Origin of the sequence: Brevibacillus gelatini, from assembly GCF_050920745.1 — a bacterium.
In the GTDB taxonomy this organism is placed as follows: domain Bacteria; phylum Bacillota; class Bacilli; order Brevibacillales; family Brevibacillaceae; genus Brevibacillus; species Brevibacillus gelatini.
In genome coordinates, this window is sequence record NZ_CP154342.1 from 2,667,403 (window position 1) to 2,681,627 (window position 14,225).

The following is a 14,225-nucleotide window of genomic DNA, read 5'->3' on the forward strand; positions in this document are numbered from 1 at the left end:
CTCAGTCCACCCTTTTACACACTTGCTTACGCAGTTGTTGTGGCTTCTTGCTCTGTTCCTTGGTTTCCTTCCAAGAGAGCGTCCGCCATTTTTGCAGTGAGCAGTTTCACAGCGCGAATTGCGTCATCGTTACCTGGGATCACGTAGTCGATCTCATCTGGATCGCAGTTAGTATCTACGATTGCAACGATTGGGATACCCAATTTGCGAGCTTCTGCTACAGCGATGCGCTCCTTGCGAGGATCGATGACAAACAGAGCATCTGGCAATTTATCCATGTTAGCGATACCGCCAAGGAATTTTTCCAGACGTTCCATTTCTTTGCGCAGAACGATAACTTCTTTCTTAGGCAGTACGTCGAAAGTACCGTCGTTTTCCATGCGTTTCAGCTCAGCGAGGCGAGCGGTACGCTTTTTGATCGTTGTGAAGTTTGTCAAGGTACCACCCAACCAGCGTTGGTTGATGTAGTAGTGACCTGTGCGTTCAGCTTCTTCTTTAACGGATTCTTGTGCTTGTTTCTTCGTACCTACGAAGAGCACTTTTCCGCCTTCTTGAGCGAGTTCACGCACGAAGTTGTACGCTTCCTCTACTTTTTTCACAGTTTTTTGCAGGTCGATAATGTAGATTCCGTTACGTTCGGTGAAGATATAGCGAGCCATTTTCGGGTTCCAACGGCGAGTTTGGTGACCGAAGTGTACACCAGCCTCGAGCAGTTGTTTCATCGAAATTACTGCCATATTTCACACCTCCTTCAAAAGTGGTTTTTTGATGCCTACCTCCGCCACACCGCATGTTCCAAGCAATTCTGCCAGTGGCAGCACCATTGCCGGAATTGGTGGACGTGCGATTTCAACACCGTAAATGAATATATCATATGGGTGTTTCAATTGCAACAAACCAATTCCAATATTTTTGCAAAAAAAATACCGCCTTACTTCTTCGGCGGTGTCGTGATGAGCTTGGCAATCTCTTCCTCCGAAATAGGTACCGAAACCTGGTAAGTCCCTACCCGGATGCGGTTCAGCTTGTCCATTGAGCGCAGTTGCTCCACCAACTTGTTGTTTTCCGGCAGGATTCCTTCTTTTACAAGGGTAGCCGCAACCCCTTCTGCCGTCGCCTTGTAAGGCACGGTGAAGGAAACGGTTTTCTTCGCTACAGGTGCCTCCACAGCAGGCGGTTGTGGGGTTGCAGTCTTGGTTGGCGCTGTTGCTGGCGTGGCGCTTTGACTGGACGCCTCGAGAGCAGGAGATGGCTGGGCCACACTCTCGACACTGGGAGGTTTTACTTCACTTGACACGGGTGTTTTTGGCTGCGCGCTCACCGGGGCCTTCGTCTGTTGCAGTTCAGGCGCTGTCGGAGCTTTTGGTGCGCTTGGTGCCGGCTGTACGTTGACCTTTTTTTCTTCCTGCCATTGCTTGTATTCTTCCGGCGTGAGCACGACCATTTGCAGTTTGGCTGCCGCCTGCTTGATTTCTTCCTCTGTAACTGCTGCCTCTGGCACCTCGCTTTTCGGTGCTGTCAGGCCGATGAGGGAGGCTGCCACAACCAGGCCTGCTCCGAATCCAAATAACAATTCACGTTTACGCATCGGCAAGACCTCGCTCGTTTTTTTGCGCCAGCGTGAAAATGAGGTCGATTTCCCCGCGGCCTGCGCCCAGTCGTTTGGCAATCTCGTCAGGAGAGAGCCCTTCCCGGCTCAACTCGAACACACGACGATAGCGCTCGCGCAGCGCCAGCATATCGACATCCTCTTCTGCAGGCAGTGCTGTTGGTTGCGTCTGCTCGGCGGAGACGGCCGCTTGTGCATGGGCCGCTCGTTCGTTCCATTGTTGCTCCAGTTGCTCGACTTTCTTTTTCAAAAAATCGATTTCGTAAAGCAAATCAGCCCTTGTTTCTTGCCATTCGGCAGAAAGAAGGGCGATTTCCTGCTTGAACTGCTTGCTTAACCGTTGCAGGCTTTTTTCCGTTTCTGCCTTGTCTGTCTGTCGCTGTGTCGATAGGGCGACAGCATCATCCGGCGTCTTTTTCTGAAGAAAAAAGGCAAGCAGCATCATGATGATTCCTGTTCCGATGAGGATGAGATACACTTGGTCCATGTTGGTCACCTTTAGTTCTGGCTTGTCTTTTGTTCCTGTTATAGGGATATGTCAATAAAGCGTCCGCGCATGGGATCTCGCATGGAGACAGAGGAAGGGGAGCTTTGCTCACTTGCTGCATCGTTATTTGCTTCGGCAGGCCCGCTGTGCGCTTGCTCCTCCTGCCTCTGCCGCTGTTCCTGCTCCCTCTCGCGAATTTGGTTTTTTTGCGTTTCGTCGACGTTCGTCGGACGTTGCCGCATATGCGCGTCCAAATCTTTGCGCTGATCGATCATCGCCTGGGCTTCGTGCATGGAGCGTTGTTGCTGGTGCTCCTGAATCCGGCTGACCTCCAGCGTTCGTGGCAGCGCTACCTGCAATTCAACCGCTTTCAAACTCATACAGCCCAACTCCCTTCCTCGCCATCAGGATTCCGGCATTCAGATGAGTGTTGCGGTACTGATTTCCCCATCGAGGACGATAAATCGCGTCCGGGGGTACTCGTGCTTGACGAAATGAACGAGCTTGCCGAATGTCATCTTGATTCCCGGGTACATGACATGGTACGCCTCTACGGCGGCAGGGGTTTCCCCTTTCAGCTCGTTTTCCAAATCCTTCTTGCGGGCTTCGAGCTGTTTGCATTCCTTTTCCAGGACGAGTCGTGTATTGGTCAGCTTGATTTGCATGAGCCGCTTCTCAGGTGTAAGCTCCTTGCCCGTATGCAAAATTTGATTGATGACACCAAGACCTTGGTCCGTTTTGCGTAAATTTTCGTACACATTTTGCAAATCTTTTTGAATGTTGGCAAGCTCCTGGCGCAACTCCGGCTTCACCCCTACCTCCAAAATGGTAGGCGTTGCCCTGTTGTTGCCAAACACCCGGGCGGCAATTTTTTCTCCCGCCTGCAGAACTCCCCCGATGATAATGCCTTTCGGGCCATTGCAAATGATTTGCTTTCCTGCCCGCACGTTGGAGAACATGATGCTTTGCGACACGATCACTTCGTTGCCGGCGGACACATTCGCATTTTGAATGAACGATGTACGAATATCATGTCCGGCGACAATCATGCCTTTGTCTTGGGCCACGATGCCACTTTTAATCTCAATCGATCCGCCCGCGTACAGTTCGGCACCTTCTACGCTCCCCAGTACGCGGATGTCCCCGGATGCCTTGACCCGAAACCCATTCAATACGTTCCCGCGAATGACCACCGTTCCCACAAAGTCAATGTTGCCGACACCAAAATCAACATCCCCATTTACATCATAGACAGGAAAAACATTCAGTTTGTCCTGCTCGGTAAAGGAAACCTGTCCATCAATGGCAGCGTAGACAAGCGTACGCTCCTGGTTGTGCACGACGTTTTTGCCGGGCTTGATGTGGATTTCCTTCCCTGCTTTGGGAGCGATGGGCTCTCCGGTAACTGCCGTCCCCGGTGTTCCAGGGGTAGCCGGGATTTTGCGGGCCAAGAGCTGTCCTTTGGCGACATTCGGTATGCTGGTTATATTATAATAATCGACTCGACCATCTTCCAGTTCTTTTGGCCCGCCTTCATTGGCAACATTTTCTAAATAAGGGTACTCGATAAAGGCGTCGGTTCCGTCAACCGGAGCCACCCCTCGCGCAATCGTGATGCGGGCGTTTGCGAACTTCTTGGGGAATGCGCATAGATCCCGCACGACATCATCGAGAATGCCCACCTTCACTTGGTTCGTTTGCAGTGCGCTATAGACGTCCTCATCCCTGAGCACGATGTTGTCGAGGTCTTCTTCAGCGACTTTCAGCACGATTTCAGCCTCCAGTTTATCTGCTGAAAGTTTGACCTCTAAACTGTAATTCTCGATCCCTTCCATACCTTCTCCCCTCTCAAGCTTGGGTACAATGCGTTTACATCAATTGCGACTTCCATCTCGACAAGGCGGAACGAAGTCGAAAAAGAGCCTTTGAATGAAGCTGCGAGATCCGTGAAGGTGACAAGCTCATGATTTCAGCGATTTCGGACAGCGTCATCTCTTCGAAGTAAAACAGGGAGACAACGAGTCTTTCCTTCTCCGGAAGCTTGTCGATTGCACCGACCAGCACTTCTTTCAAACTGCCGACTTCTGCTACCGTTTCCGGCCGTGGAGTCAACTCGTCCACGATGTAGGAATGTCTTGCGGTCTTTTGTTCATCCTCTTCCCCTACTGCCTCATCAATCGAGACCATGCTGGCCAAAGAGGTTTCCAAAAACACCTGCTGCAGTTCTTTTTCGCTTATCCCGAGATATTCGGAAACTTCCAGATCGGTTGGCATTCGCAGCATTTTTTGTTCCAAGGTGGTGTACGCTTCTTCGATTTTTTTGGCCTTGTCCCGAACAGTGCGAGGGATCCAGTCATTTTCACGCAAGCCGTCAATCATGGCTCCACGAATGCGCCACATGGCATATGTCTCGAATTGCAGTCCCCGCGTATGATCGAATTTGGCCAAAGCATCCAGCAACCCAAATCGTCCGTAGCTGATTAAGTCATCTTTGTCCACGTTGGCCGGCAGATTGATCGCCAGCCGATTTGCCACCTTGTCCACCAGCGGCAAAAACTTGGTGATGAGATCAACTTCCGCCTCGCGACTGCCCTCTTGCTTCCACATGACCCATTTATCGAACTCTTTTGCTTTTTCCTGACTGGTTAGCCGTGCCACGAATAGTCACCAACCTTTACTCATCTGTTAAGCGCCTAACGACCTCTGCAACGGTTGCTGGATTCTCTATAGGAGGTACCGTCTCCAACTTGGTAAAGGAGAGCGGAGAAAATGCTTCGTCTGCCACTGTCTCAACCGTTTGATCTGTGGACTTCGCCTCTGTCCCGGCTTCATCCAGAGGAGCATTTGCCCCCTCTGCTCCTTCTGCTGTCACGGACGGCACTGGTGTCTGTGTGACGAGTGCCAGAACAAAGCGGATCGGAAAAGCTGCAAGGAAAAATACGACCAGAGCAATGGCCGCCCGCTCCAAGGAGACCAGCCAGACATTGCTCAAAAGTGCCGTGCAAAAAGTGATGACAAAAGCGACCAGCCCCATGCCTGCATTTATCCAAATGGTTCCCAACATTCTTATACTTCCTTCACACCTTGATTTACCGTACGGATCTGAAGAACCCCATTGGCAGCATCCATCTCTATCGTCCGACCGCAATTTCCCCCTGTATCTTCTGCCACGATTCGAATGTTAGCTTCTTTCAGAGCCTGTTTGCAGGCCTCGACATTTCTCGGTCCGATCCGCATGGTATCACTGTTTCCTAAAAAGGCGAACATCTGTGCTCCACCTGCTATTTTGGCGACGATATTCCGGTTTTGGGCACCAGCCTTTTCCATCAAGTCAATCAGATGGGGAATCGCTGTGTCCGCATACTTCCCGATCGTCACCTCCCCGTTTTTCGCAAGTGAGGACTCAGGAAGCATAACATGTGCCATGCCTGCAATTTTATGGATGTGATCGTAGAGAACAACCCCTACGCAAGATCCTAGACCCGTGGTTCGTAGCTTGCTCGGCGACTTTGCTACACCGAGGTCAGCCATACCTATCTTAATTATCTCCATCGAACGGAACCCCTAATGAACGAAATAGAATAGGAAGCGATTCAGGATCAGGAATAAGGAAAAAGTTCCCCTTGACTTTTTCGTTGCCTTCAAAAAATGCGGTGTCAATCGTGAGAGCAAAGTCACCCACTTGACCCAACGCTATTAATCCATAGCTGAGAATCGCTCCAGCCATATCCACAGCGAGTGCAGGTACCGAAGGCTGCAGGTTGAGCTGTGTGAAATCTGCCAGTGAGGAGAGATAGGACCCAGTCAAAATATTGCCGATCTCGTGAAGAGCTGAAACTTCCAGCTCTTCCCATTCGTAAACATCCTTGTTGATCCCCGTGATTTGTTCCAGCAGATGTCTTGCCGAATCCAGATCGAGAATGAAAAACATACTTCCAGGACAATCGCCTTCCACTCGTAAAAAGACGGTAACGACAACCGCTTCAGCGCCACCGACACAATCGGCCACCTTGTCAAACGGAATGATGTTGACTTGCGGCACTTTCATGTCGATCTCTTTTTGCATCAGCTTGGAGAGAGCCGTTGCGGCATGCCCAGCACCGATGTTCCCGATTTCCCGAAGAACATCAAATTGGAAGTCTCCAAACTTTGTGAAATAGGCCATCTTTTTTACCCCTCAATTGAGTCCAGCTGTTTAATTTCCTCTGTGCTCAATACTTTATCGAGATTCAACAAAATCAAAAGTCGTTTGTCCAGCTTCGCTACTCCGCGCAGGTAAGCAGCTTCAACGCCACCCACAACCTCTGGCGGCGGCTCAATCGCATTGACCGGAATGTCGATGACATCGTTGGCCGCGTCCACAATCAAGCCGACTTCCACTTCGCCAACTGCGACGATAATGATGCGGGTCGATTCGGAATAGAGACTTTCTTCCAACCCGAACCGATTGCGGAGATCAATGATCGGCGTGACCACTCCGCGCAGGTTGATAACCCCTTTGACGAACTGGGGCGTGCGTGGAACACGGGTGATGTGCTCCAGCTTCTCGATGGATTTCACCTGATTGACTTCTACCCCGTACTCTTCATCCTTCAACCGAAACACAATCACTTTGACTTCGCTTACGATTTCTTTTTGATCGAGCATGTGGCTGCCCCTCCCTCTACTTAATCAGTGCGTTGCAATCAATGATAAGAGCGACTTGTCCGTCTCCCAGGATCGTTGCACCCGAAATGGCAAAGACGTTGACCAGGTACTTGCCAAGCGTTTTGAGGACGATTTCCTGTTGGCCGATAAACGAATCCACAACAAGTCCGGCCATTTTTTCTCCTTTGCGAACGATGACTACTGATACATCATCATCTTTTTCCGCCCCGTTGTCCGGTACCTGGAAAATGTCCTGCAGCGAAACGAGCGGAACAACCCGTCCCCTGAAGTCGATCACTTTCTGGCGATGAGCCATCATGATCTGGTCTTTCTTGAACACCGCCGTTTCAATAATCGAGGAAAGCGGCACAGCGTACTTCTCGTCGTTTACCTGCACGAGCATGGCCGAAATGATCGAGAGCGTCAGCGGGAGTTGAATCAGGAAGGTCGTTCCTTGGCCGCGAACAGATTCTACACTGACGCTGCCGCCAAGCGATTCGATCTTGGATTTGACGACATCCAGTCCTACGCCGCGGCCGGAAATATCCGAGACCACTTCAGCGGTACTGAATCCAGCGGCGAACAACAGCTCGTGAATCTGCTTGTCCGACATGCTGTCTGCGTTGGCTGGATTGACAATGCCCCGTTCAATCGCTTTTTTCAGCACTTTTTCCTTGTTGATGCCCGCGCCGTCGTCTTTCACTTCGATAAAGACATGGTTGCCGCTGTGGAACGCGCGCAGGACGATCGTTCCTTCCTCCGGCTTGCCTGCCCTTTTCCGATCTTCAGGCGATTCGATCCCGTGGTCGAGCGAGTTGCGCAGCAGGTGATTGAGCGGGTCCCCGATCTCATCGATAACGGTGCGATCCAGCTCTGTTTCCGCCCCGATGATTTCCAGATTTACTTTCTTATGTAGTTCTTTTTGCAAATCGCGGATCATGCGCGGGAAGCGGTTGAAGACTTGCTCCACTGGGACCATGCGCATCGTCAGGATGATATTTTGCAAATCTCCGCTGATGCGGTTCATATGCTCGACTGTTTCCTGCAGCTCGCCATTGCCGATCTCGCGTGCCAGCTGCTCCAGACGTCCGCGGTCGATTACCAGCTCGCTGAACAGGTTCATCAAAATGTCCAGGCGGTCGATGTCTACGCGAATCGTTTTTCCGCCAGCCGTCGTTTTCTTGGCAGGGGTTGCCTGAGCATTGCTTGGGGCTTTTTTCTCCTCTGCGGGAGCTGCCGATTCCGCCACGGCTGGAGCTGGCGGCGCTTGTTTTTTCAGTTGAATCGGTTCAATCGTAACATCCTGTATTTCCGAAATGTTGAGAATCGCGCTACGGACCTTCTCGACAGATTGCATGGTGACGTAGGCCAATTCAAAAGACAGCTCGAAGCGCTCGTTTTCAATATCTTCAACTGACGGCTTTGTCTTGATGATTTCCCCCATCGACTCCAACTGGTCAAATACCATGTAGGAACGCGCCGCTTTCAGCAGGCAATTCTCATTCAGCGTGACCTGAATCCACACGACGTTGTTGCCAAGCTCCTTGGACTGCTCCAGCACCATCAGCGCGTAGTCGTCCAGATCGTGCTCCTGCACAGGCGTTCCTTCCGCTTTTTCCGCCTCAACGGCTTCCTCTTCCGCTACGGCAGCGGCAGCTACTTCCTGTTCGGCGGAAAAATCGCCAGCCACAATCGCTCTCAGCTTTTTCACCGGAACCGATACGTCGGCTGATCCATCCCCGCCTTCTGTAATATCGATCACCATGCTTTCGATCAGATCCACGCTTTGAAAGATGACATCCATGATGTCACTGGTGATTGTCAACTTCTGGTTACGAATCAGATCGAGCACGTTTTCCGCTTCGTGAGTCAGGTTGGCCATATCTTCGAAGCCCATGGTTGCGGACATCCCTTTCAAGGTGTGCGCCGAGCGGAAAATTTCCTTGACGTGCCCAATGTTTCCCGGATCACTTTCCAACAGCAACAGGTTGGCGTTGATTGCTTGCAGGTGTTCTTTTGCTTCCTCAATAAACATGTCCAAATACTGATTCATATCCATCGGTGATCCACCTCCCAAAATCAATGCAAGAGATTGCACAACAGCTCTGGAATTTTTTCTAATGGAGCCACATGATCTGCCACTCCCGCCTGGATAGCCGCTCGTGGCATCCCGAAAACGACACAACTCGACTCGTCTTCGACAATACTGGTAACAGGGCCAAGCTCCTTCATCTGCTTTAGACCTTTGGTCCCATCATTTCCCATGCCTGTCATGATAATTGCCCATTTGTCTACATTTGTCAATCGACTGGCGGATTCAAAAAGGACATCTACCGAAGGTCTGTGACCTCCCCGCGGCTCTTGCTGATGCAGGTGGGCCTGCAGTTTTCCGTTGACCTGGTGCACTTCAAAGTGATACCCGCCTGGTGCAATATAGGCAGTGCCGGGCTCCAGCCATTCCCCGTTTGTTACTTCCGTCACCCGTATATGGCACAAGGAATCGAGCCTTTGCGCCAGCGACTTCGTAAAACCGGCCGGCATGTGCTGGACAATCGCAATCGGCGCGGGGAAGCTGGCAGGGATTGGTGTCAGTACCTGTTGCAGAGCCTTCGGACCGCCTGTCGACGTTCCCAGCACGACCAGCCTCGCTTTTCCACTGCTTGGAAATCGCGGCAAAGCTTTTGGTACAGGTGATTGTGTCGTTCGCAGCGGTGCGGTGACAGAAGCCGGGCTTGGCCGCATTGGTTCTGGTGCGGAAGGTCTGCTCGGCCGCAGCGTCCGGCGGATGCGTCCCTTCGCCGAGGCAGCGGCTTTGACCCGCTCGACCAGCCGATCCGCAACTTTGTGAATATCGAGGGAAATCGGCCCTGACGGCTTCGTAATAAAGTCAAAGGCTCCCAGTTCCAAAGCCTGAATCGTTGCGTCTGCTCCCTCGCGTGTCAGGCTGCTCAGCATAACCACTGGTACCGGACAGTCTGCCATGATCTTTTCCAATGCTTCGAGGCCGTTCATGACCGGCATCTCGATGTCCAGCGTGAGGACATCCGGACTGAGTTGTTTGCACTTTTCGACACATTCGAGTCCATTTTTCGCTCGATCAATTACTTCAATTTCGGGATCACCCGATAAAATATCGCCAATAACTTTCCGCATGAATGCTGAATCATCTGTGACCAGAACTCGAATTTTGCTCAATCGAATGTCACTCCCTTCCTAGCTGTTTGCCTTATCGTATGAAGTGTTTCAGCCTCGCAAGAAAACCTTTCAGTCCGCTCGTCTTTGCATCTGTATCGGTCGGTGTGTCCAGGTAGCGAGCCACCAGATTCCGAATGCTTTTTGCTGCATGCGATTGCGGATATGTAAGGAGAAAGGGACGCTGCTGCTTCACTGCCTTTGATACGTGGGGATCGTCAGAAACATATCCGAGCGACTGGATATCCATGTCCAAAAATCGCTTGGCAACCATCGCCAGCTTGTCTGCCGTCATCCTGCCTTCTTTTTCCGAAGAGACGCGATTGATGACCAGGCGGATCACGATTGCAGGGTTGCGAGCGTGGAGCATCTTAATGACAGCGTAGGCATCCGTAATCGCGGGCGGCTCCGGCGTTGTCACCAGGATAACTTCATCTGAGGAAAGCATGAAGCGCATCGATTCCTTCGAAAAGCCTGCTCCCGTATCAAAAATGATCGTATCCGCATAGCCTTGCAACGGATTCAGGCGGGAAAACAGCCGATCCAGCTTGAACTCGTCCAGTTGCATGATCTGGGTAAATCCGGATCCGCCTGCAATAAACTCCAGTCCTCCGGGCCCGCGCTCGATGATTTCCCAGACATCCGTGTCCGGCTCAAGCAAGTGGAACAGATGCTTTTTCGGCGTAATCCCCATCAAGACATCCAGGTTGGCAAGGCCCAGATCCACGTCGAACAATACCGCTTTGTGTCCCCGTTCGAGCAATCCAAGCCCAAAATTCAAGCTGAAATTGGACTTGCCAACCCCGCCTTTCCCGCTGGTCACTGTCACCAGCCGGGTCGTTTTTTCACTTGTACCGGATTGCTGCATGCGCACTCGAAGTTGTTCTGCCTGGTCTCTCATCTAGGTCAATCTCCCATAATCATCGTCGCTACCAACTCTGGAGAGGCAGCCACGATATCGTCTGGCACATTTTGTCCCGTCGTGAAGTAAGAGAGGTCGAGCTTGCTCTCATGGCAAATGTTCAAGATCGAGCCGTAGCTGGTTGTCTCGTCTGCCTTGGTGAAAATAACCTGTTTGACAGGGACGTCCGCAAAGTTTTGCACGATGGTTTTCATGTCGGTGTACTTCGAGCCGAGGCTCAGCACGAGGTAATTCAAGCTGTTTTTCCCATGCTCCACCAGCTCGCGAATCTCTTGCACATATTCATCGTTGCGAAAATTGCGGCCAGCGGTGTCGACAAAAATGAGGTTGCAGTCGCTGAGGCGCTCCATGGCCGCGGCCATTTCCTTCGGGGAGAACACAACCTCCAGCGGCACATTCAGGATGTTGGCGTATGTCTTCAACTGCTCGACGGCCGCCATCCGGTACGTATCCGTCGTAATAAAGCCGATTTTGCGCTTTTCCTTCAACATACTGTTTGCTGCCAGCTTGGCGATTGTAGTCGTCTTGCCTACACCCGTTGGGCCGAAAAAGAAGGCGTACTGGACATTTCGCGGGATGCCTGCCGACTTCGGCGCGTACGGCGCAAGCATGGAGGCGATGATTTTTCGCGTCTCACGAAAGGCAGTCTCCTCGCTCCATCCATCCTGGGGCTGCGCTTGCTCCATCAGCTGGCGGATGATTTCCGCCGTCACCTCTTCCGCTGTCTCCTGTCTGACAAGTCGATTGCGCACCTTCTGTATGGCAGGAGGCAGTTGATGACTAAGATCGTTGACCAAAAGCTTCTGGAACATCTGGCGCATGTCACGAACTTCATTCGCAAGAGCGTCATTCGTCGTGCTGCTGCCTGCTGCTTCCTCTGACTGCCGGGCAGCCTTTCCTTTTGCCGCTTTTTCCACCTGCTGGCTGGGCGGTTGTGCCTCTGCTTCCTTGTGCGACACCACAGCAGCCGGAGCTGGCGCCGTGTTGTCCGGCGGCCTTGGCTCATTTCCTTGCGGCACCGTTTTCTCAGCAGCTTCTTTCGCCAGATTGGCCCGGCGATAAGCCTGTTGAGCCGTGTAGGTGCCCGTCTGTCCGTTCGAGAAAACGTCCTTCGACCGATGCTCAGCCGCGACCGGAGAGCCTTCACGCCCAGTTGCCTTTTCGTCAACCGCAGCGATTACTTCGATTTTCTGTTTGCCAAACATCCCGAACAAACCGCCTGTCTTGATCGATTTGGAGTTCAGGATGACAGCATCTATACCCAGATCGAGCCTGATTTTTTCCATCGCTTCTGGCATCGAATCGACGATGTAACGTTTTACCCTCACGAAATGTTCACCATCCCTACGCTTTGCACTTCAACATTTGGCTCCAGCTCGCTGTACGACAATACAGGCACATCTGGCATCATTCGCTCCACCAGTTGACGCAGGTACATGCGAATGGCCGGTGACGCAAGGATGATCGGCTGCTGACCGGAGTTAATCATTTTGCTTACTTCCGCCGACATGCTTTGGAAGATTCTCTGTGATGTCTCTGGGTCCATTGCCAGATAGCTTCCTTGTTCTGACTGTTCCACGCGTTCGGAAATTGCTTTTTCCAAACCGGCGCCTGCGGTCAACACCCGCAGCGGCTGTCCGGGCTCTGTAAACTGCAGCGTAATCTGTCTGGACATCGCCTGTCTCACGTACTCGGTCAGCACATCCGGGTCTTTTGTAAACATGGCGTGGTCTGCCAACGCTTCGAGAATGACTTGCAAATTGCGGACAGATACTTTCTCACGCAAGAGCTTTTGCAGCACCTTTTGCACATCGCCAATCGACAAAAGTCCCGGGATGAGCTCGTCCACCAGTACCGGGGCCACTTCTCGAACGTTGTCGATAAGCGCCCGCGTTTCTTGTCGACCGAGCAACTCGTGTGCGTGGCGCTTGACCACTTCGGTAAGATGCGTTGCCACGACAGACGGCGGATCGACTACCGTGTAGCCAGACAACTCAGCAATCTCCTTATTTTCTTCTGTTACCCATAATGCAGGCAATCCAAACGCAGGTTCCACTGTTTCAATCCCGACAACAGAATCATCATCAATTCCCGGGCTCATGGCGAGGTAGTGATCGAGCAGAATTTCCCCTTTGGCCACCTGGTTGCCTTTGATTTTTATCATGTATTCGTTAGGCCGCAGTTGAATATTGTCGCGAATGCGAATGACGGGAACGACAATCCCAAGCTCCAGTGCAATCTGCCTGCGAATCATGATGACGCGATCCAGCAGGTCTCCGCCTTGCTTCACGTCAGCGAGCGGAATCAGGCCGTAGCCAAATTCGAACTCGATCGGATCCACTTGCAGGAGGTTGACCACGCTTTCCGGACTGCGCACTTCTTCGATCTGCTGCTCCTCCACCTTGTCTGCCGATTCCTGGATCTCGTTTTTCTGCTTCTTGCTCATCATCCATGCCGCGTAGCTCATGATCCCGGCCACCGGCAATACAGGCAGCAGTCCGATCGGAGTGAACAGGCCAAGCAGAATCATGCAGCCAGCTACTATGTATAAAAGGCGCGGGAAGGAGAACATTTGCCGGGCAATATCGTCGCCAAGCCCTTCCCCCGAGGTGGAGCGAGTGACAATGATACCGGCGGCGGTTGAGATGAGCAGCGCAGGAATTTGGCTGACCAGCGCATCACCGACCGACATCGTGGTGAAACGGGAAGCCGACTCTTGAAAGCTGAGGCCATGAATGAGCATCCCAATGATAAATCCACCGATGATGTTCACAATGAAAATGATAATTCCTGCGATGGCGTCCCCTTTGACGAATTTGCTAGCACCATCCATGGCTCCGTAAAAGTCTGCCTCATTTTCGATCTTTTTTCTCCGCTCACGGGCTTCTGCTTCTGTAATCATCCCTGCATTCAAGTCCGCGTCGATACTCATTTGCTTCCCTGGCATCGCATCCAGCGTAAAGCGAGCGGCTACCTCAGCGACACGTTCGGAACCTTTTGTAATGACGATGAACTGAATGACGATCAAAATCAGAAACACGACGAACCCGACTACCTGATTTCCGCCAACCACAAAGTTGCCGAACGTCTCGATTACTTGTCCGCCTTCCCCATGCGACAAAATGTTGCGCGTCGTGGATACGTTCAGGGCAAGACGAAACAACGTCGTAATCAAAAGCACTGTCGGAAAAATGGAGAACTCCAGCGCTTCTTTTGTGTACATCGACACAAGCAAAATGGTCAACGCAAGAGAGATGTTCAAAATCAGCAGCAAATCAAGCAGCCCAGAAGGGAGTGGGATTACCATCATGACAACAATGCTTATCACAAACAGAATCGTACCAATTTCCTTCAATCGAAATCCCACT

At 51.8% G+C, this 14,225-nt stretch carries 15 protein-coding genes; all 15 read right to left on the reverse strand.

Going from position 1 to position 14,225, the window contains the following annotated elements:
- Positions 1 to 26: 26 nt before the first annotated feature.
- Positions 27 to 737, reverse strand: coding sequence for a 30S ribosomal protein S2 (gene rpsB, locus AAFJ72_RS12720; RefSeq protein ID WP_122903402.1), 711 nt, complete (start codon positions 735 to 737; stop codon positions 27 to 29).
- A gap of 194 nt (positions 738 to 931) precedes the next feature.
- Entirely contained in the window at positions 932 to 1,588 is a 657-nt protein-coding gene (locus AAFJ72_RS12725) for a DNA polymerase III subunit gamma/tau (protein ID WP_432774214.1), read from the reverse strand.
- A complete protein-coding gene (locus tag AAFJ72_RS12730) occupies positions 1,581 to 2,096 on the reverse strand; it encodes a DUF6115 domain-containing protein (RefSeq protein ID WP_432774215.1) in 516 nt (171 codons plus the stop codon). Before AAFJ72_RS12730 ends, AAFJ72_RS12725 begins: the two co-directional genes overlap by 8 nt.
- 38 nt (positions 2,097 to 2,134) lie before the next feature.
- Positions 2,135 to 2,476 carry a hypothetical protein gene (locus AAFJ72_RS12735; RefSeq protein ID WP_432774216.1) on the reverse strand — a complete coding sequence of 114 codons (342 nt, stop codon included), beginning with the start codon at positions 2,474 to 2,476 and terminating at the stop codon, positions 2,135 to 2,137.
- Between the two features lie 39 nt (positions 2,477 to 2,515).
- Positions 2,516 to 3,931 (reverse strand): DUF342 domain-containing protein, encoded by a 1,416-nt coding sequence (locus AAFJ72_RS12740; RefSeq protein ID WP_432774217.1) that lies wholly within the window; start codon positions 3,929 to 3,931, stop codon positions 2,516 to 2,518.
- A gap of 34 nt (positions 3,932 to 3,965) precedes the next feature.
- Entirely contained in the window at positions 3,966 to 4,754 is a 789-nt protein-coding gene (locus tag AAFJ72_RS12745) for a FliA/WhiG family RNA polymerase sigma factor (RefSeq protein WP_122903397.1), read from the reverse strand.
- A 16-nt stretch (positions 4,755 to 4,770) separates the two neighbouring features.
- Positions 4,771 to 5,160 (reverse strand): hypothetical protein, encoded by a 390-nt coding sequence (locus AAFJ72_RS12750; protein ID WP_432774218.1) that lies wholly within the window; start codon positions 5,158 to 5,160, stop codon positions 4,771 to 4,773.
- Positions 5,161 to 5,162: 2 nt separating this feature from the next.
- Positions 5,163 to 5,648, reverse strand: a complete 486-nt coding sequence (locus AAFJ72_RS12755; RefSeq protein WP_432774219.1) for a chemotaxis protein CheD — start codon at positions 5,646 to 5,648, stop codon at positions 5,163 to 5,165.
- Complete coding sequence (locus tag AAFJ72_RS12760; protein ID WP_122903394.1) at positions 5,635 to 6,261, reverse strand: chemotaxis protein CheC; 627 nt, start codon at positions 6,259 to 6,261, stop codon at positions 5,635 to 5,637. The genes AAFJ72_RS12755 and AAFJ72_RS12760 overlap by 14 nt, the downstream gene beginning before the upstream one ends.
- Before the next feature lie 5 nt (positions 6,262 to 6,266).
- A complete protein-coding gene (locus AAFJ72_RS12765; RefSeq protein WP_122903393.1) occupies positions 6,267 to 6,743 on the reverse strand; it encodes a chemotaxis protein CheW in 477 nt (158 codons plus the stop codon).
- Positions 6,744 to 6,759: 16 nt separating this feature from the next.
- Complete coding sequence (locus AAFJ72_RS12770) at positions 6,760 to 8,802, reverse strand: chemotaxis protein CheW (protein ID WP_432774220.1); 2,043 nt, start codon at positions 8,800 to 8,802, stop codon at positions 6,760 to 6,762.
- A gap of 20 nt (positions 8,803 to 8,822) precedes the next feature.
- Positions 8,823 to 9,938: a protein-glutamate methylesterase/protein-glutamine glutaminase gene (locus AAFJ72_RS12775; RefSeq protein WP_432774221.1), complete on the reverse strand. Its 1,116-nt coding sequence runs from the start codon at positions 9,936 to 9,938 to the stop codon at positions 8,823 to 8,825.
- Between the two features lie 31 nt (positions 9,939 to 9,969).
- The gene (locus tag AAFJ72_RS12780) at positions 9,970 to 10,836 is read right to left on the reverse strand and encodes a MinD/ParA family protein (protein WP_432774222.1); all 867 of its coding nucleotides are present in this window, start codon (positions 10,834 to 10,836) and stop codon (positions 9,970 to 9,972) included.
- Between the two features lie 5 nt (positions 10,837 to 10,841).
- On the reverse strand, positions 10,842 to 12,185 hold the full coding sequence (flhF, locus tag AAFJ72_RS12785) for a flagellar biosynthesis protein FlhF (protein WP_432774223.1): 1,344 nt from the start codon (positions 12,183 to 12,185) through the stop codon (positions 10,842 to 10,844).
- A complete protein-coding gene (flhA, locus tag AAFJ72_RS12790; RefSeq protein WP_432774224.1) occupies positions 12,182 to 14,224 on the reverse strand; it encodes a flagellar biosynthesis protein FlhA in 2,043 nt (680 codons plus the stop codon). The genes flhF and flhA overlap by 4 nt, the downstream gene beginning before the upstream one ends.
- Position 14,225: the final 1 nt, after the last annotated feature.